Origin of the sequence: Microbacterium sp., from assembly GCF_043427715.1 — a bacterium.
GTDB lineage: Bacteria > Actinomycetota > Actinomycetes > Actinomycetales > Microbacteriaceae > Microbacterium.
Genome location: NZ_JBHWTD010000031.1, coordinates 1 through 16728 on the forward strand (window position 1 = coordinate 1; position 16728 = coordinate 16728).

The following is a 16728-nucleotide window of genomic DNA, read 5'->3' on the forward strand; positions in this document are numbered from 1 at the left end:
GGGGTGCAGGTCCCCTCGGGGACCTGCACCTTCGCTTGTTAGGCTTCTAAACACTGCGTGACGCCGTCGGCCCGATCGGCCGGCGCCGCGCCCTCCCGATCGACAGGTGGCCGCACCCCTATGGCTTCATTCATCATCCGACGACTCATCGCTTCGGTGTTCGTCTTGTTCGCCGCGACGTTCTTGATGTACAACTTGACGGCGCTTGCCGGAGACCCTCTGGAAGAGCTCCGGCAGTCGAATGCTCCTAACAAGGAGCAGCTCATCGAGGCGCGAACCAAGCTCCTCAACCTCGACGTCCCCGCCCCGTTGCGCTACTTCCTGTGGCTCGGCGGGCTCTTCCGTGGCGACTTCGGGATCAGCGTGCAGGGCCAGCAGGTCAACGCGCTCCTGGCCAACGCCCTCACCGCGACGATCACCCTCGTCACGACCGCGACCATCGTCGCGATCATCCTGGGCATCACCGTCGGTATCGTCTCGGCGCTGCGTCAGTACAGCGGCTTCGACTACACCGTCACGCTGATTTCCTTCCTCTTCTTCTCTCTTCCGATCTTCTGGGTCGCCGTGCTCCTCAAGCAGTACGGTGCGATCCAGGTCAATAACTGGCTGGGCGATCCGGAGATCCCCATACCCGTGGTCGTCATCGCCGCGATCGTGGCGGGACTGCTGTGGATGTCGATCCTCGGCGGCTCCCTCATCCGCAAGCTCGTGGTGTTCGGCATCGGCGCCGTCGCGACGGCGGGTGTGCTCGTCTACCTTTCTGTCACGCGCTGGTTCGCGGATCCGACGATCGGAATCGTCGTCTACGCCGTTCTCGCGATCGGCACCGCGATCGCCATCACGGCGGTCTCCACGGGTCTCCACAACAAGAAGGCGCTCTACGCCTCGCTCAGCATGGCAGCGCTCGGGATCGCGCTCTACTACCCGGCGATGACCTCGTTCCTCAACGGCATGAGCCTCGCTCTGTTCGTAGGCCTTGCTGTGCTGACAATCGTGGTCGGCGGTGTCGCCGGCTGGCTCTTCGGCAAGCCCGACCGCGGGCCAGTCATCCGCACGGCGATCTTCACGGCCTTCATCTCGGCTGGACTCATCGCACTCGACAAGTACTTCTCGTACTGGGCCGTCTATGCGGCGTCGGGTCGTGTGCGCGGGCGCCCCATCGCCACCGTCGGAGCGTCGACGCCGAACCTCGGCGGCAACTTCTGGGTCCAGGGCATCGACCTGTACACCCACCTGCTGCTGCCGACGATCGCGATCATCCTCATCTCGTTCGCCAGCTACACGCGCTACTCGCGGGCGAGCCTGCTCGAGGTGATGAACCAGGATTACATCCGCACGGCGCGCGCAAAGGGCCTCACCGAGCGCACCGTCATCGTCCGTCACGCATTCCGCAACGCCCTGATCCCGATCACGACGATCATCGCGTTCGACGTGGGTTCCATCGTCGGTGGTGCGGTCATCTCCGAGACCGTCTTCGGCTGGACCGGCATGGGCCGGCTCTTCGTCGACGGCATCCATTCCGTTGACCCCAACCCCGTCATGGCCTTCTTCGTCGTCGCTGGCACGCTTGCGGTTGTCTTCAACCTCATCGCGGACCTGGTGTATGCGGCGCTCGACCCCCGAATCAAGGTGAGCTGACATGACCTCCGTCACCCCTGAACCCGCTACGACCGGGACTCTGAACACTGAAGCGACGATCGAGCAGCGCGAGACCGAGGGGCTCAGCCAGGGCCAGATCGTCCGTCGGCGGTTCTTCCGTCACCGCGGCGCCATGGTCGCCATGGTCGTCCTGACCTTCATCGTTCTGCTGGCGTTCACCTCGGTGGGCATCAGCCTGTGGGGGATCCGGATCCCCGGATGGTGGCAGTACAACTGGACCGAGCTCCCCGACGTGGAGAATGGCGGCGCGCCGACGCTCAGCTTCATCCCGCAGTGGCTCGGCGGCGAGGGCATCCGGTTCGGCAACCACCCGTTCGGTCAGGACGAGGTCGGTCGCGACATCTTCGCCGTCGTCATGCGCGGTGCTCAGCAGTCGATCATGGTGATGGTCATCGCGGGCGTCGTCGCCACGATCATCGGTGTCGTCATCGGTGCTCTCGCGGGCTACTACCGCAAGGCCACCGACGCGGTCCTGATGCGCTTCACCGACATCGTCATCACCATCCCGCTCATCGTCATCGGTTCGGTCCTCGGGCGCACCTTCGGAAGCCTCGGCGCCGCGGTGCTCGGCGTCATCATCGGTCTCTTCGCGTGGACGACGCTCGCCCGTCTCGTGCGCGGTGAGTTCCTGTCGCTGCGCGAGCGGGAGTTCGTGGATGCCGCGCGCGTCTCAGGCGCCCGCGATCGCCGGATCATCTTCCGCCACATCCTGCCGAACGCCGTCGGCGTGATTGTCGTCAACGCCACGCTCCTCATGGCCGGTGCGATCCTCCTCGAGTCGGCGCTGAGTTACATCGGCTTCGGCGTGCAGAGCCCGGACACCTCGCTCGGCAAGATCGTCTCCGAAAACCAGGCGGCGTTCTCGACGCGTCCGTGGCTGTTCTGGTGGCCCGGTGTGTTCATCATCGCGATCGCCCTCTGCATCAACTTCATCGGCGACGGTCTGCGCGACGCGTTCGACCCCCGTCAAAAGAAGATGCCGAGCGTGCGCGCGATGGCACGTGCCGGACGTGCCGGCGGAGCGGCGGCTGTCGCTCCGGCTGTCGACACGTCCCCGGCGACGGACGCACCCTCCGTCACGATGCCGGGTGCGGCGCCGTACGCGGGCGACCCGGCGGGAGACCGCGATCCGCGACCGGAGACGCCGCACGACGGGCGCCCCGACACGGAGCGGTGATGACGCTGCTAGGCCACGATGCCGATCACCGTGGCGGCCGCCAACGCGGCCGTCGCGGCGATCGTCGCGGCGTGCCACGTCGTCTTCTCCGCGGTCGGGTCAGCTCCGGCATCCAGGGCACCCGTCTCGGCGAGGCGCTCCCAGCGGAATCGGATGAGCTGCGCGAGGTTTCCGGAGGGCACCGACAGGGCATCGCTCGGTCGAAGGCTGCCGTGAGCGCCGCGTGCGGTCTCGCCGAGGCCGGTGAAGTCGCTGCGCGAGAGCCCCAGCAGACGGTGGCGCCCGGGCGCGGGCGTCGCCCAGACGCGGATGACGCGCGACGGGGTGCGGACGGTCAGCGACCACTTCGTGTCGACCATGATGATCGACGGCCACGGCACGAACTCGGTGCGGAACACATTGACCACCGTGATGCCGTGCTCCGCCACGATCAGCTCGGGTCGCCAGAACATCGCCCACACGAGCACCGCGATCAGCAGCAGGGGCCATCCGTAACGCAGCGCCTCACCCACATCGATCACGACGAGCGCAATCACGCCGATCGTGCACACCACGACGGTCAGAGCGGCGAGCACACGGCTCGCGAGCGGACGGTATCGGACCTGTTCGAACGCCATGACCTCCAGCTTTCCAGATGGGAACACAACCAATGACTCACTCCATGAAGGCCGAGACCGCCACCCCGACCGGCGCTGAGACGGTCCTCGAGGTCTCGGGGCTCGGCGTCGAGTTCTGGGTGGACGGCAAGTTCTACCCCGCCGCCGTCGGAATGGACTACAGACTCCACCGCGGCGAGGTGCTCGCAATCGTCGGTGAGTCGGGGTCGGGCAAGAGCACGAGCTCGATGGCCCTGCTCGGACTGCTCCCCGACAACGCGCGGGTGACCGGCTCGATGAAGCTGCAGGGTCGGGAGATGCAGGGGATGTCTCCCGCCGAGCTCCGATCGCTCCGCGGCAACGACATCTCGGTGATCTTCCAGGAGCCGATGACGGCGCTGAACCCGGTCTACACCGTCGGTTTCCAGATCATGGAGGCACTGCGCTCGCACGACCGCGACCTGGTCCCGAGCAAGGCCCGCGAGCGCGCCATCGAGCTGCTGCGCATGGTGGAGATGCCGAACCCCGAGCAGTCCTTCCACAAGTACCCGCACCAGCTCTCCGGCGGCCAGCGCCAGCGCGCCATGATCGCGCAGTCCATCTCGTGCGACCCCCTGCTGCTCATCGCCGACGAACCGACGACGGCGCTCGACGTCACCGTGCAGGCCGAGATCCTCGACCTGATGCGCAACCTCCGCAACCGACTCGACTCCGCGATCATCCTCATCACTCACGACATGGGTGTCGTCGCCGACCTCGCCGACCGGATCATGGTCATGAAGAACGGCGTGGTCGTCGAGTCCGGAACGGTCGATGAGATCTTCCACGCCCCGAAGCACGACTACACCAAGGCACTGCTCGCCTCGGTGCCGCACCTCGGCCTCGGCGTCCTCGAGCCCGTCGAAGCGGGCGTCGTCGCCGAAGGTGTCGCTTCGGTGGCCGCGATCCGCGAGCAGGCCTCCCAGGAGGCGCCGCCGTCCGAGCGCGGCGCGACGCCCGTCCTCTCCTTCGAGGGCGTCGCCATCGAGTACCCGAAGCGCGGCCGGATCCCCGCATTCCGTGCGGCGGAGAACATCGACCTGCAGGTCTACCCCGGCGAGATCATGGGCCTCGTGGGGGAGTCGGGGTCCGGAAAGACCACCCTGGGTCGTGCCGCGATCGGTCTGCTGCCGATCGCCGCGGGCAAGCTCACGGCCGTCGGCACCGACATCTCCAACGCCTCGCCCAAGGACCTTACGGCCATCCGCCGCCGCACCGGCATCGTCTTCCAGGACCCGGCATCTTCGCTGAACCCGCGGATGCCGATCGGTCAGTCGATCGGTGAGCCGTTGCTTCTGGCCGGCGAGGCTTCCGGCAAGGAGCTCGACCGCCGCGTTGAGGAGCTGCTCAGCCAGGTGGAGCTTCCGACCTCTTACCGAAACCGATTCCCGCACGAGCTCTCGGGCGGTCAGAAGCAGCGTGTCGGCATCGCGCGCGCTCTCGCGCTCGCACCCGAGTTGCTCGTCGCGGACGAGCCGACTTCGGCGCTCGACGTATCGGTGCAGGCCCGCTTCCTCGACCTCCTGCAGGAACTTCAGCAGGAGCTGAAGTTCGCGTGTCTGTTCATCAGCCACGACCTCGCGGTCGTCGACATCCTGGCTCACCGCATCGCGGTGATGCACCACGGCAAGCTCGTGGAGGTCGGCTCGCGGGATCAGATCCTCCGCGGCGCGAAGGATCCCTACACGCAGCGTCTCATCGCCGCCGTGCCGGTGCCCGACCCCGACCGGCAGCGTCAGCGCCGCCAGGCCCGCGCCGCCCTGATCGGGGCCGGCGCCGACCAGCACCAGATCGGCGGAAGCGACGCGGTCGCCGGCTGACGCAGGGCGGTCAGGTAACCGCTTGTACAATGGGGTGCCCCCGAATCCGGGTGGCACCCCATTTCGCTTTGTTGAGGACCCTCATGGCCCACGCCCTCCGCCCTGATCTGCGCAACGTCGCGATCGTCGCTCACGTCGACCACGGCAAGACGACGCTCGTCGACGCCATGCTCCGTCAGACCGGATCGTTCGGCGAACACGCGCACGTCGAAGAGCGCGCCATGGACTCGAACGACCTCGAGCGTGAGTAGGGCATCAAGTTCCTCGCCAAGAACACGGCGATCACGTACAACGGTGCCCACACCGACGAGCCGATCACGATCAACGTCATCGACACGCCCGGTCACGCCGACTTCGGTGGCGAGGTCGAGCGCGGGCTGTCGATGGTCGACGGTGTCGTCCTGCTGGTGGACTCCTCGGAGGGCCCCCTCCCGCAGACGCGCTTCGTGCTGCGCAAGGCCCTCGAGGCCAAGCTCCCCGTCATCCTCCTGGTCAACAAGACCGACCGCCCCGACGCCCGCATCGCCGAGGTCGAAGAAGAGGCGCACGACCTGCTCCTGGGTCTCGCCTCTGACCTGCAGGACGACGTGCCCGACCTCGATGTCGACGCGCTCCTCGACGTCCCCGTCGTGTACGCGTCGGGCCGCGCCGGCGCGGCATCCCGCAACCGCCCCGAGAACGGCTCGCTGCCCGACAACGACGACCTCGAGCCGCTGTTCGAGGCGATCCTCGAGCACGTCCCCGCACCGTCGTACGACGACGAGGCCCCGCTGCAGGCGTGGGTCACGAACCTCGACTCCAGCCCGTTCCTCGGCCGTCTCGCGCTGCTGCGCGTGTTCAACGGCACCCTGAAGAAGGGCCAGACGGTCGCCTGGGTCCGTCACGACGGCACCCACACCACCGCGCGCATCACCGAGCTGCTCAAAACCAAGGCGCTCGAGCGCTTCCCGGCCGAGTCGGCCGGCCCCGGCGACATCGTCGCCATCGCCGGTATCGAGAACATCACCATCGGCGAGACGATCGCCGACCCCGAGGACGTTCGGCCGCTGCCCGCGATCACCGTCGACGACCCCGCGATCTCGATGACGATCGGCACCAACACCTCGCCCCTCATGGGCAAGGTCAAGGGGCACAAGCTCACCGCCCGGATGGTCAAGGACCGCCTCGACCGCGAGCTGATCGGAAACGTCTCGCTCAAGGTCGTCGACATCGGCAAGCCCGACGCGTGGGAGGTGCAGGGCCGTGGCGAACTCGCCCTCGCGATCCTCGTCGAGAACATGCGCCGCGAAGGCTTCGAGCTCACCGTCGGCAAGCCGCAGGTCGTCACGCGTCGTGACGAGAACGGCAAGCTGACCGAGCCCTTCGAGCACCTGACGATCGATGCGCCCGAGGAGCACCTCGGCGCCATCACGCAGCTCATGGCCGGCCGCAAGGGTCGCATGGAGACGATGACCAACCACGGCACCGGCTGGGTGCGCATGGAGTTCATCGTCCCCTCGCGTGGCCTGATCGGCTTCCGGAGCGAGTTCCTCACCATCACCCGCGGCACCGGCATCGCCAACGCGATCTCCCACGGCTACGACGAGTGGGCCGGCGCGATCTCGACGCGCCAGAACGGCTCGATCGTCGCCGACCGTGCCGGCGTCGTCACCCCGTTCGCGATGATCGCCCTGCAGGAGCGCATGAGCTTCTTCGTGCAGCCGACCGAAGAGGTCTACGAGGGCATGGTCATCGGCGAGAACTCGCGCGCCGACGACATGGACGTCAACATCACCAAGGAGAAGAAGCTCACGAACATGCGTTCGTCGACGTCGGACTCCTTCGAGTCGATGACGCCGCCGCGCGTGCTCACCCTCGAGGAGAGCCTCGAGTTCGCGCGCGACGACGAATGCGTCGAGGTCACGCCCGAGAAGGTCCGCATCCGCAAGGTCGAGCTCGACGCGACCATCCGCGGTCGCGTCGCGTCGCAGCGCAAGCGCCAGGACGCGAACGCCTGACCCGGCTGGGGGAGCGCATGGCGGCACAACCGTCGCCGGTCCGCCGCGCCTGGCGCGATGGGATCGGGGTGGCTGTGGCCACCAGTGCGTACGGCATCTCGTTCGGGGCGCTGGCCGCGTCTGCCGGACTCGACGTCTGGCAAGCCTGCGTCCTGAGTCTGGTGATGTTCACCGGCGGATCGCAGTTCGCGTTCGTCGGCGTGATCGCCGGAGGAGGGGTGGCCGGTGCGGCCATCGCCTCGGCAGCGCTGCTCGGTGTCCGCAACGTCGCCTACGGCCTGCGGATGTCGCCCGTCATCGGGCCCGGCGCGCTCCGTCGCGCAGCGGCCGCACCGCTCACGATCGACGAATCGACCGCCGTCTCCCTCGCGCAGACGGATGCCGCGGCGCGGCGCACCGGGTTCTGGGTGACCGGCGTGGGCATCTACCTCGGGTGGAACCTGTCCACCCTCGCCGGCGCGCTTCTCGGCGACGTCCTCGGCGACGTCCGCGCCTACGGACTGGATGCCGCGGCGGCGGCGGCCTTCCTTGCCCTCCTCTGGCCGCGCCTGCAGCGGCGTCAGGCGATGGCCGTCGGCGCGGCGGCCGCGGTCGTGGCGGGCCTGCTGACCCCCGTCATGATGCCCGGGCTGCCGGTGCCGGTGGCGGCGCTCGTCGCCGTGGCCGTCGGCTGGTCGAACCGCTGGGAGCGTCGGACGCCGGACGGTGTCTCGGTGGAGGTCGCGCCGTGACCCTCTGGACCGCGATCGTGGTGGCATCCATCCTCTGCGTCGCGCTGAAGGCCGTCGGCTACCTCATCCCGCCCGGCGTGTTCGACGCCCCGCGCCCCACCCGGATCATCGACCTCCTGACGGTCGCACTCCTGTCCGCTCTCGTCGTCGTGCAGACCGTGGGGGCGGGGCAGGCGATCGTCGTCGATGCGCGAGTGCCGGCGGTCCTCGCCGCGGCGATCCTCCTCGCGGTGCGGGCGCCGTTCCTCGTCGTCGTCGTCGCGGCGGCGGCGGTGGCCGCATCGCTTCGCGCGCTCGGCTGGGCGGCGTGAACGCGCGCGAGGGCCGTGCCTATGCTGGTGGCGTGAACTCGACCGTCGCCCGCATCGCCACCTGGGTCCTCGCCGGCGTCATCGGCTTCGTCTACGGCGTCGCCGGCGTCATCGGCCAGGCCGCCGCCTGGGGTCCGGTCCCGATCGGTCTCGTCGTCGCCCTCGTCGGATTGATCGCTCTGCTGGTCGCCGTGCGCACCCTGACGGGGGAGCGTGGCTCCACCCTGGGCGCGGGCGTCGGCGCGCTTGTGGCGACCGTCATCCTGTCAGGTCAGGGCCCGGGCGGATCGGTCGTCGTGCCGGCACCGGCCGAGGGCGAGATCACCACGGGCGTCATCTGGACGTTCGCCGTGCCGCTGATCGCCGCACTCATCGTGGCGTGGCCGGCGGCGCCCGCCCGTCGGACGACGAACTAGACTCGTCACGTGACGTATGTGATCGCCCTGCCGTGCGTGGATGTGAAGGATCGAGCCTGCATCGACGAGTGTCCTGTCGACTGCATCTACGAAGGTGAACGCTCCCTCTACATCCACCCCGATGAGTGCGTCGACTGCGGCGCCTGCGAGCCGGTGTGCCCCGTCGAGGCGATCTACTACGAGGACGACCTCCCCGACGAGTGGCAGGACTACTACACCGCCAACGTCGACTTCTTCCAGGACATCGGCTCTCCCGGCGGCGCTGCCAAGGTGGGTGTGATCCCGAAGGATCACCCGATCATCGCCGCCCTGCCGCCGCAGGCTCACTGAGTCCTGCCGGTGAGCGTCCACGACCTCGCTGACTATCCGTGGGATGCCGTCGCACCCTACGCGCAGCGCGCCCGTTCCCACCCTGACGGCATCGTCGATCTCTCAATCGGCTCTCCCGTCGACAAGACCCCGGCTGTCATCGCGGCCGCACTCACCGCCGCGACCGACGCGCACGCCTACCCGCAGACGGTCGGGACCCCCGCCCTCCGTGAGGCGATAGCGCAGTGGTACGACCGTCGCCGGGGGGTGCCGGGGCTGACGGCCGAGCACGTCCTGCCGACCGTGGGCTCCAAGGAGCTCGTCGCGCTGCTGCCGCTCCTGCTGGCGCTGGGCCCGGGCGATATCGTCGTGCATCCGCGCGCCGCGTATCCCTCCTACGAGGTGGGGGCCCGCCTGGTCGGCGCCGATGCGGTCGCCGCGGACGATCCGGATTCCTGGCCCGAGGGCACGAAGCTCGTCTGGCTCAACTCGCCCGGCAACCCGGACGGACGTGTTCTGGGCGTTGCCGACCTCCGCCGCGCGGTCGAGCGCGCGCGCCGGCTCGGTGCGGTCGTGGCATCCGACGAGTGCTACGCCGAACTCGGGTGGGACGGTCCCTGGGCGGATGCCGCGGTGCCGAGCGTCCTCGACCCGCGCGTGACCGATGGCGATCTCTCCGGCCTGCTGTCGGTCTACTCGTTGAGCAAGCAGTCGAACCTCGCCGGCTATCGCGCCGCGTTCCTCGCCGGCGACCCCGCGCTCGTGGGGTCGCTGCTGACCGCTCGCAAGCACCTCGGACTCATGGTTCCGGCCCCCGTCCAGGCGGCCATGGTCGCCGCCCTCGGCGACGACGCCCATGTCGACGCGCAGCGCGAGCGCTACCGCGCCCGGCGCGCCGTCCTCCGGCCGGCTCTGGAGGCCGCCGGCTTCCGCATCGATCACAGCGAGGGCGGACTCTATCTGTGGGCCACCGCGGGCGAGGATGCGTGGGATTCGCTCGATCGACTCGCCCGTCTCGGCATCCTGGCCGGCCCCGGGCACTTCTACGGGACCCACTTCCCGCAGCACGTGCGCTTCTCCCTGACCGCCTCGGATGACCGCATCGCCGCCGCGGCACAGCGGCTGCGGGCTTCGTAGCTTTCCTCTCACGATTCCGCTGATCCATTGGCGGGGTCAGGAGAGGCGAATTCACACCAGTAGGCTGTAAGACGCAACCGACGACCGCAAGGAGGCTTCGTGACGAACGCGGACACCCCTCAGATGGCCACCGTCACCCTTGGTGACAAGACCGCGAGTCTTCCGCTCATCGCGGGAAGCGAAGGGGTTCCGAGCGTCGACTTCTCGACGTTCATGAAGCAGACCGGCTACACCGCGCTCGACTACGGCTTCGTCAACACCGCGGCCACCAAGTCGGCGATCACCTACATCGACGGTGACCAGGGCATTCTTCGCTACCGCGGGTACCCGATCGAGCAGCTCGCGAAGCACAGCACCTACCTCGAGGTGGCGTGGCTGCTGCTCTACGGCGAGCTTCCCAATGCAGATCAGCTCGGCGAGTTCGACGAGAAGATCCGTCGGCACACGCTCCTGCACGAGGACCTCAAGCACTTCTTCTCGGCGCTCCCGCACACCGCGCACCCGATGTCGGTGCTGTCGGCGGCGACCGCTGCGCTCTCGACCTACTACGAAGGCCAGAGCGACCCGGGCAACCCCGAGCACGTCGAGCTCAACACGATCCGCCTCCTTGCGAAGCTCCCCGTCATCGCGGCCTATGCGCACAAGAAGAGCGTCGGCCAGGCGTTCCTCTACCCCGACAACTCGCTGAGCTTCGTCGACAACTTCCTGAAGCTCAACTTCGGCAACCACGCCGAGCCGTACGAGATCAACCCCGTCATGTCGCGCGCACTCGAGCGCCTGCTGATCCTCCACGAAGACCACGAGCAGAACGCCTCGACCTCGACGGTGCGCCTGGTCGGCTCCACCGGCGCCAACCAGTTCTCGTCGATCTCGGCCGGAATCAACGCCCTGTACGGCCCGCTGCACGGCGGCGCCAATGAAGCCGTGCTCGACATGCTCGCGCGCATCCGCGACTCCGGCGAGAGCGTGCAGCGCTTCGTCGAGCGGGTCAAGAACAAGGAAGACGGCGTGAAGCTCATGGGCTTCGGTCACCGCGTCTACAAGAACTACGACCCGCGGGCCAAGCTCGTCAAGGAGTCGGCCGACGAGGTGCTGCGCGAACTCGGTGTCACCGACCCGCTGCTGGCCCTGGCCAACGAGCTCGAGGAGATCGCGCTCAGCGACGACTACTTCAAGGAGCGTCGTCTCTACCCGAACGTCGACTTCTACACCGGCGTCATCTACAAGGCGATGGGTTTCCCGACCCGCATGTTCACGCCGCTGTTCGCGATCGGCCGTCTGCCCGGCTGGCTTGCTCACTGGCGCGAGATGCAGTACGACCCGCAGACCAAGATCGGTCGCCCGCAGCAGCTCTACATCGGTGCAGGCGAGCGGGATTACCCCGGCGTCTGAACCTCGAAAAGGCCCGCCACGCAGCAGCGTGGCGGGCCTTTTCGCGTCCCGGCGCAGGCGCTATGGTGACCGCATGAGCGCACAGTGGGGCGAAGCGTCGATCCCGGTACCCGTCGATCCCGGCGGGGAGATGTTCGACCCTCTGGGCGGGGCGCCGGGATTCATGGCGGGCTTCGGCGTGATCTTCGTCGTGGTGATGATCGCCGTCGCCGCGGTCTTCGTCATATCGATCATCACAGCGGTTCGGAAGTACCGGGTCCTCAAGGATGCCGGGGTCGATCCACTGACGGTCGATGCGGCGATCGCGGCGAAGGTCCTCCGCAGCGGCGCCTTGGCAGAGCAGGCACCGGCGTCACCTCCGCCCAGCACGGAGCAGCGCCTCGCGGAGCTCGACGACCTGCGCGCGCGGGGCGTGATCAGCGAAGAAGAGCACCGCGCGGCGCGCGCGGCCGCGCTGGGTACGTGACGATCCGCGGTAGTGCCGATCAGGCGTGCAGGTCGGCGTTGAGGGTGACGCCCACTCCCGCGCGCTGAACGGCTTCGACGGCGCCGGTGAGCGAGTTCCGTCGGAACAGGATGCCGCTGCGGCCGGAGAGCTCGGCCCCCTTGACGACCGGGCGACGACCGTCCGCGGTCGCAGGCTCACCCGCGAGGACGATCTTCGTGCCGGCGGTGACGTAGAGCCCTGCCTCGACGACGCAGTCGTCGCCGAGGGAGATGCCGATGCCCGCGTTCGCGCCCAGGAGCGTGCGCGCTCCGATCGACACCCGGTGGGTGCCGCCGCCCGACAGGGTGCCCATGATCGAGGCGCCGCCGCCGATGTCGCTGCCGTCGCCGACGACGACGCCCTGCGAGATGCGACCTTCGACCATCGACGCGCCGAGAGTCCCCGCGTTGAAGTTGACGAAGCCCTCGTGCATCACGGTCGTTCCGGGGGAGAGGTAGGCGCCGAGCCGCACGCGCGACGCGTCGGCGATCCGGACGCCTGCGGGGGTCACGTAGTCGGTCAGGCGGGGGAACTTGTCGACACCCTGCACCTGGATGCCGGCGCGGACGAGTCCCGGGCGGAGCCGCTCGAGGTCGTTCGGGTGCACGGGTCCGGCGTTGGTCCATGCCACGTTCGGAAGGTGACCGAAGATGCCGGACAGATCGAGGTCGTTGGGTCGGACGAGTCGGTGCGAGAGGGCGTGCAGTCGAAGGTACGCATCCGAGGTGCCCGCGGGCGCGGCATCCAGGTCGATCTCGACGGTCACGACGGAGACGGTGACACCGCGGCGTTCGTCGGCGCCGGTGAACGGGTCGAGCGAGCTGGTGTCGGGGGCCTCCGGCGTCGTCCCGAGGGCGGGGGACGGGAACCAGGTGTCGAGCACCGTCCCGTCGGTGCTCGTCGTAGCCAGCCCGATACCCCACACGCGACGCAGTTCACTCACCCCTCCAGGGTACCGGCCCGGCAGGGGCGTGCCCGCGCCGGTGAGGTCCCGACATGGCGGCGTCATTAGACTCGGGAGCATGCCCCGGCTCGACCTCCGCGCGTCCTCTGTCGATCTCACCCGCACCCTGTGCGACATCCCGAGCGTGTCCGACGAGGAGACGCCCCTGGCCGATGCGATCTTCGACGCCGTGAACGGACTGGCCCACCTCGAGGTCTACCGCGACGGCGACACGATCGTCGCGCGCACGAACCTCGGGCGCGCGCAGCGGGTCGCGATCGCGGGGCACATCGACACCGTGCCGATCAACCGGAACGTGCCGACCCGCGACATCGAGGTCGACGGCGAGCCGTTCCTGTGGGGTCGTGGCACGGTCGACATGAAGGCGGGCGTCGCGGTACAGCTGAAGCTCGCCGCCGAGCTCACCGACCCCCGTGTCGACATCACCTGGATGTGGTACGACCACGAAGAGGTCGCCGCCGAGCTCAACGGCCTCACGCGACTCGCGGCGACGCGCCCCGACCTCTTCGCCGCGGACTTCGCGATCCTCGGCGAACCGTCCAACGGCCAGGTCGAAGGCGGCTGCAACGGCAACCTCCGTGCGATCGTCCGCACCCGCGGCGTGCGCGCCCATAGCGCCCGCGCCTGGATCGGCGAGAACGCCATCCACAAGGCCGCACCGATCCTCGCACGCCTCGCCGAGTACCGACCCCGCGAGGTCGACGTGGAAGGCCTCGTCTACCGGGAAGGCCTCAACGCCGTGCGGATCAGCGGCGGCATCGCCGGGAACGTCATCCCCGACGCGTGCGAGGTCGAGGTCAACTACCGCTTCGCGCCGAACAAGGACGGCGCGGCAGCCGAGGCGCACGTCCGCGACGTGCTCGCGGGCTTCGACGTCGAGGTCGTCGACCTCTCCGAGGGGGCTCGTCCGGGGCTCGACGCCGCCCTCGCGCAGGAGTTCGTCGCCGCCGTCGGAGCGGTGCCGCAGCCGAAGTACGGCTGGACCGACGTCGCCCGCTTCTCGGCGATGGGCGTCCCGGCCGTGAACTACGGTCCCGGGGACCCGCACCTCGCCCATCACGACGAGGAGCGCGTCGCCCTCTCGCAGATCATCGACGTCGAGCGCGGCCTTCGGGCATGGTTGACCGGCGCCTGAGGTCGCCCGCCGCGGTCGCCGCGGTCATCGCCGGTGTCTACCTGCTCGCCAGGCTCGTCACCACCGGGTTCTTCCAGCTCGCCGCGACGCTGTCGGGGCCGACCTCGCGGTTCGGAGCGGATGCCGGGATCGCCGACCTCGCGATGGGGTGGGACAGCCAGTGGTACTGGCTCATCGCGGCATCCGGCTATCCCACCGAACTGCCGGTGGACGACGCCGGGAACGTGGCCGAGAACGCGTGGGCGTTCATGCCGCTCTACCCCTTCCTCGCTCGGGCGCTGGGGACGCTCGTCGGGGGATATCCCGCCGGAGCGATCCTCGTGTCACTGGTCGCGGGGTACGTGGCATCCGTCCTGCTGTTCCATCTGCTGCGCCCCCGCATCGGCACCGCCGCCGCGCTCTGGGCGGTCGCCTTCTTCGCGAACGGGCCGCTGGCCGCGCTCTTCCAGATGGGGTATGCGGAGTCGCTGTTCCTCGTGTGGCTTCTGCTCGCCCTCCGGGAGCTGACGAAGCGCCGGTTCGGATGGCTGTACCTCCTCATCCCGCTCATGGGGTACACACGCCCGGGCGTCCTCGCCTTCGCGCTGCTGCTCGGGCTGTACGGGATCATGCGATGGTTCTCGCGCACGCGTGACCGGCTGCCCGCCCGTCATGTCGTCCACATCATCGCGCTCGGCGCCTGGGCGACCGTCATCGGATTCTCCTGGCAGGTGATCACGGCGATCGCCACGGGCGACCCGTCGGGGTACCTCGAAACCGAGTTGGCGTGGCGCCGCAGCTGGCTCGGATCCGAAGAGGGCTTCGTGCCGCTCTCGGGAGTCATCACCGCCGCCGCGATGTGGTTCGGGCTGTGGGGGATGCCGGAGCCCGTCGGCTACATCGCCCTCGGCGTGCTGCTCGCCGGCGTCGTCGCGGGGCTCCTCTCCGCACGGGTGAGGGCACTCGGACCCGAGATCCGCCTCTGGTCGGTGAGCTACCTCGTGTACCTGCTCGCCGTCTTCTTCCCGCAGTCGAGCACCTTCCGGCTGCTGCTGCCACTCACGCCGCTCGCAGGGGCGTTCGCGCTGCCGACGGCGCGCTGGTGGCGCGTCGGGGTGCTGGTGCTGTGCGTCGCGGGGCAATGGTGGTGGATCCACGAGATGCTCGCGCGGGGCGACACGTTCTACCGCATCCCGTGACGACGCATGACGATCACTGAGCGTCGGCGATCACGCCTCCACCCCATTGGGTAGACTTGTCCGGTAGGACGAAGACGAAAGGGAGCCCCACAATGGCAGCCATGAAGCCGCGCACCGGAGACGGACCTATGGAGGCCGTCAAGGAGGGCCGCCTCATCATCGTGCGTGTTCCGCTCGAGGGGGGTGGACGCCTCGTGGTGTCCGTCAACGACGAAGAGGCGAAGGAGCTCCACTCGGTTCTGAGTGGTGTCGTCAGCGCAGCCTGACACCTTCTTCACAGCACACGAGAACGGCCGGTCGGGGGACCGGCCGTTCGTCGTTCCCGCCAGAGGTCAGTCGGTCGCGACGGTGGTCAGCTGCAGCAGGCCTTCGCCCACGATCGACAGCGCGCCGAGGACGGCGGGGGAGGCCTGCGTCTCCTGGATGAGGGAGCGGTACGCCGTCTCGAGCGGGCCACGGCGCACCGGGTCGGCGACGGCGCCGCCGGCGAGCACGCGGGGCACCAGGACGGTTCCGCCGGCGCGGACGAGGCGCAGGCCGTGCTCGACGTACTCGATGACCCCCTCGGGGTCGGCGTCGACCAGGACGATGTCGTACGAGGCCTCGTTCATGCGGGGGAGCACGTCGGTGGCGCGGCCGGTGATGAAGCGGGCTCTCGCGGCGGGGACGCGAGCGTCGGCGAAGGCGGAGCGCGCCACTGCGAGGTGCTCGGGCTCCTTGTCGATCGTCGTCAGGGTGGCGCGAGGCGATCCGCGCAGCAGCCACAGACCGGAGACACCGCCGCCGGTGCCGATCTCGACGATATTGAGGGCGCGGGATGCCGCGGTGAGCACCGCGATCTGGGCGCCGACGGCCGCGCTGATGGGGTCGGCGCCGATCTCCAGGGCGTGCGCACGGGCACGGGCGATGGTGTCGGGCTCGGCGATCGCCTCGTCGGCGTATCGGCGGGTGGCGTCGTACTCGGTCATGGGTGGGACCTCCGCCTTCAGCCTAGGTTGCGTGCAGCATCGGACGACTCAGGCGCACGGGTAACCTGGGAGCTATGTCGAACGGGCTCGATCTGGAGAAGATCCTCCTCATCCTGCTCATCGCCGCGCTGTTCCTGGGCCCCGAGCGGCTGCCGGGCTACGCCGCGAAGCTCGCGAGCTTCACGCGTCAGGTCCGGGAGTGGATCGACGGGGCCCGGAGCCGGGTCAAAGAGGAGATGGGGCCGGAGTTCGACGAGATCGAGTGGCAGAAGCTCGACCCGCGCCAGTACGACCCGCGACGCATCATCCGCGAAGCCCTCATCGACGACGCACCCGTCCGCGCTCCCGCTGCGACGGTGGCGGCGGCGCCCGCCGTGGCGACCGACGGCATCGCGGCGGCACCTGCTACAGG

General features: G+C 68.9%; 17 protein-coding genes and 1 pseudogene. 15 read left to right on the top strand and 3 right to left on the bottom strand.

Annotated features, from left to right (window positions below; all coding sequences use genetic code 11):
* The first annotated feature begins 120 nt into the window (after window positions 1-120).
* Together ACHFGS_RS03080 and ACHFGS_RS03085 are read left to right on the top strand one after the other, a co-directional pair.
* The gene (locus ACHFGS_RS03080; protein ID WP_394279145.1) at window positions 121-1638 is read left to right on the top strand and encodes an ABC transporter permease; all 1518 of its coding nucleotides are present in this window, start codon (window positions 121-123) and stop codon (window positions 1636-1638) included.
* A 1-nt stretch (window position 1639) separates the two neighbouring features.
* Complete coding sequence (locus ACHFGS_RS03085) at window positions 1640-2836, top strand: ABC transporter permease (RefSeq protein WP_394279146.1); 1197 nt, start codon at window positions 1640-1642, stop codon at window positions 2834-2836.
* 8 nt (window positions 2837-2844) lie between these two features.
* Here the strand turns inward: ACHFGS_RS03085 and ACHFGS_RS03090 are convergent, their stop codons facing one another.
* Window positions 2845-3453: a PH domain-containing protein gene (locus ACHFGS_RS03090; protein WP_394279147.1), complete on the bottom strand. Its 609-nt coding sequence runs from the start codon at window positions 3451-3453 to the stop codon at window positions 2845-2847.
* A gap of 44 nt (window positions 3454-3497) precedes the next feature.
* Here ACHFGS_RS03090 and ACHFGS_RS03095 point away from each other — a divergent pair, with 44 nt between their 5' ends.
* From ACHFGS_RS03095 to ACHFGS_RS03135, 9 genes and pseudogenes are all read left to right on the top strand, one after another.
* Window positions 3498-5291, top strand: a complete 1794-nt coding sequence (locus ACHFGS_RS03095; protein ID WP_394279148.1) for a dipeptide ABC transporter ATP-binding protein — start codon at window positions 3498-3500, stop codon at window positions 5289-5291.
* Window positions 5292-5374: 83 nt separating this feature from the next.
* A pseudogene (gene typA, locus ACHFGS_RS03100) lies at window positions 5375-7288 on the top strand (translational GTPase TypA).
* A gap of 17 nt (window positions 7289-7305) precedes the next feature.
* On the top strand, window positions 7306-8019 hold the full coding sequence (locus ACHFGS_RS03105; RefSeq protein WP_394289128.1) for an AzlC family ABC transporter permease: 714 nt from the start codon (window positions 7306-7308) through the stop codon (window positions 8017-8019).
* Window positions 8016-8330, top strand: a complete 315-nt coding sequence (locus ACHFGS_RS03110) for an AzlD domain-containing protein (RefSeq protein WP_394289129.1) — start codon at window positions 8016-8018, stop codon at window positions 8328-8330. Before ACHFGS_RS03105 ends, ACHFGS_RS03110 begins: the two co-directional genes overlap by 4 nt.
* 32 nt (window positions 8331-8362) lie before the next feature.
* On the top strand, window positions 8363-8746 hold the full coding sequence (locus tag ACHFGS_RS03115; protein WP_394289130.1) for a histidinol dehydrogenase: 384 nt from the start codon (window positions 8363-8365) through the stop codon (window positions 8744-8746).
* Window positions 8747-8755: 9 nt separating this feature from the next.
* Window positions 8756-9076, top strand: a complete 321-nt coding sequence (gene fdxA, locus ACHFGS_RS03120) for a ferredoxin (protein ID WP_394289131.1) — start codon at window positions 8756-8758, stop codon at window positions 9074-9076.
* Window positions 9077-9085: 9 nt separating this feature from the next.
* A complete protein-coding gene (gene dapC / locus ACHFGS_RS03125) occupies window positions 9086-10192 on the top strand; it encodes a succinyldiaminopimelate transaminase (RefSeq protein ID WP_394289132.1) in 1107 nt (368 codons plus the stop codon).
* A gap of 123 nt (window positions 10193-10315) precedes the next feature.
* A complete protein-coding gene (locus ACHFGS_RS03130) occupies window positions 10316-11584 on the top strand; it encodes a citrate synthase (protein WP_394289137.1) in 1269 nt (422 codons plus the stop codon).
* Window positions 11585-11657: 73 nt separating this feature from the next.
* Complete coding sequence (locus ACHFGS_RS03135) at window positions 11658-12050, top strand: SHOCT domain-containing protein (RefSeq protein ID WP_394278504.1); 393 nt, start codon at window positions 11658-11660, stop codon at window positions 12048-12050.
* 19 nt (window positions 12051-12069) lie between these two features.
* Here the strand turns inward: ACHFGS_RS03135 and dapD are convergent, their stop codons facing one another.
* Complete coding sequence (dapD, locus tag ACHFGS_RS03140; RefSeq protein ID WP_394278503.1) at window positions 12070-13014, bottom strand: 2,3,4,5-tetrahydropyridine-2,6-dicarboxylate N-succinyltransferase; 945 nt, start codon at window positions 13012-13014, stop codon at window positions 12070-12072.
* Window positions 13015-13093: 79 nt separating this feature from the next.
* Here dapD and dapE point away from each other — a divergent pair, with 79 nt between their 5' ends.
* From dapE to ACHFGS_RS03155, 3 genes are all read left to right on the top strand, one after another.
* Window positions 13094-14170, top strand: coding sequence for a succinyl-diaminopimelate desuccinylase (gene dapE / locus ACHFGS_RS03145; protein ID WP_394289133.1), 1077 nt, complete (start codon window positions 13094-13096; stop codon window positions 14168-14170).
* Window positions 14152-15348 (top strand): hypothetical protein, encoded by a 1197-nt coding sequence (locus tag ACHFGS_RS03150; protein ID WP_394289134.1) that lies wholly within the window; start codon window positions 14152-14154, stop codon window positions 15346-15348. Before dapE ends, ACHFGS_RS03150 begins: the two co-directional genes overlap by 19 nt.
* 92 nt (window positions 15349-15440) lie before the next feature.
* Window positions 15441-15614 carry a DUF3117 domain-containing protein gene (locus ACHFGS_RS03155; protein WP_394278500.1) on the top strand — a complete coding sequence of 58 codons (174 nt, stop codon included), beginning with the start codon at window positions 15441-15443 and terminating at the stop codon, window positions 15612-15614.
* Window positions 15615-15680: 66 nt separating this feature from the next.
* On the opposite strand, the gene ACHFGS_RS03160 is transcribed toward ACHFGS_RS03155, so the two are convergent.
* Complete coding sequence (locus tag ACHFGS_RS03160; protein ID WP_394289135.1) at window positions 15681-16316, bottom strand: O-methyltransferase; 636 nt, start codon at window positions 16314-16316, stop codon at window positions 15681-15683.
* Between the two features lie 74 nt (window positions 16317-16390).
* On the opposite strand from ACHFGS_RS03160, the gene ACHFGS_RS03165 reads away from it, so the two are divergent.
* Window positions 16391-16728 (top strand): Sec-independent protein translocase TatB (locus tag ACHFGS_RS03165; RefSeq protein ID WP_394289136.1); only part of this gene is annotated, 338 nt, incomplete at its 3' end.

Bases quoted from the DNA above. Each gene is read 5' to 3' on its own strand.
- ACHFGS_RS03090 (WP_394279147.1), bottom strand. From the start codon at position 3,453: ATGGCGTTCGAACAGGTCCGATACCGTCCGCTCGCGAGCCGTGTGCTC.
- ACHFGS_RS03160 (WP_394289135.1), bottom strand. From the start codon at position 16,316: ATGACCGAGTACGACGCCACCCGCCGATACGCCGACGAGGCGATCGCC.
- dapE (WP_394289133.1), top strand. From the start codon at position 13,094: ATGCCCCGGCTCGACCTCCGCGCGTCCTCTGTCGATCTCACCCGCACC.
- ACHFGS_RS03095 (WP_394279148.1), top strand. From the start codon at position 3,498: ATGAAGGCCGAGACCGCCACCCCGACCGGCGCTGAGACGGTCCTCGAG.
- ACHFGS_RS03080 (WP_394279145.1), top strand. From the start codon at position 121: ATGGCTTCATTCATCATCCGACGACTCATCGCTTCGGTGTTCGTCTTG.
- ACHFGS_RS03130 (WP_394289137.1), top strand. From the start codon at position 10,316: ATGGCCACCGTCACCCTTGGTGACAAGACCGCGAGTCTTCCGCTCATC.
- ACHFGS_RS03135 (WP_394278504.1), top strand. From the start codon at position 11,658: ATGAGCGCACAGTGGGGCGAAGCGTCGATCCCGGTACCCGTCGATCCC.
- ACHFGS_RS03155 (WP_394278500.1), top strand. From the start codon at position 15,441: ATGGCAGCCATGAAGCCGCGCACCGGAGACGGACCTATGGAGGCCGTC.
- ACHFGS_RS03105 (WP_394289128.1), top strand. From the start codon at position 7,306: ATGGCGGCACAACCGTCGCCGGTCCGCCGCGCCTGGCGCGATGGGATC.
- ACHFGS_RS03150 (WP_394289134.1), top strand. From the start codon at position 14,152: ATGGTTGACCGGCGCCTGAGGTCGCCCGCCGCGGTCGCCGCGGTCATC.
- ACHFGS_RS03085 (WP_394279146.1), top strand. From the start codon at position 1,640: ATGACCTCCGTCACCCCTGAACCCGCTACGACCGGGACTCTGAACACT.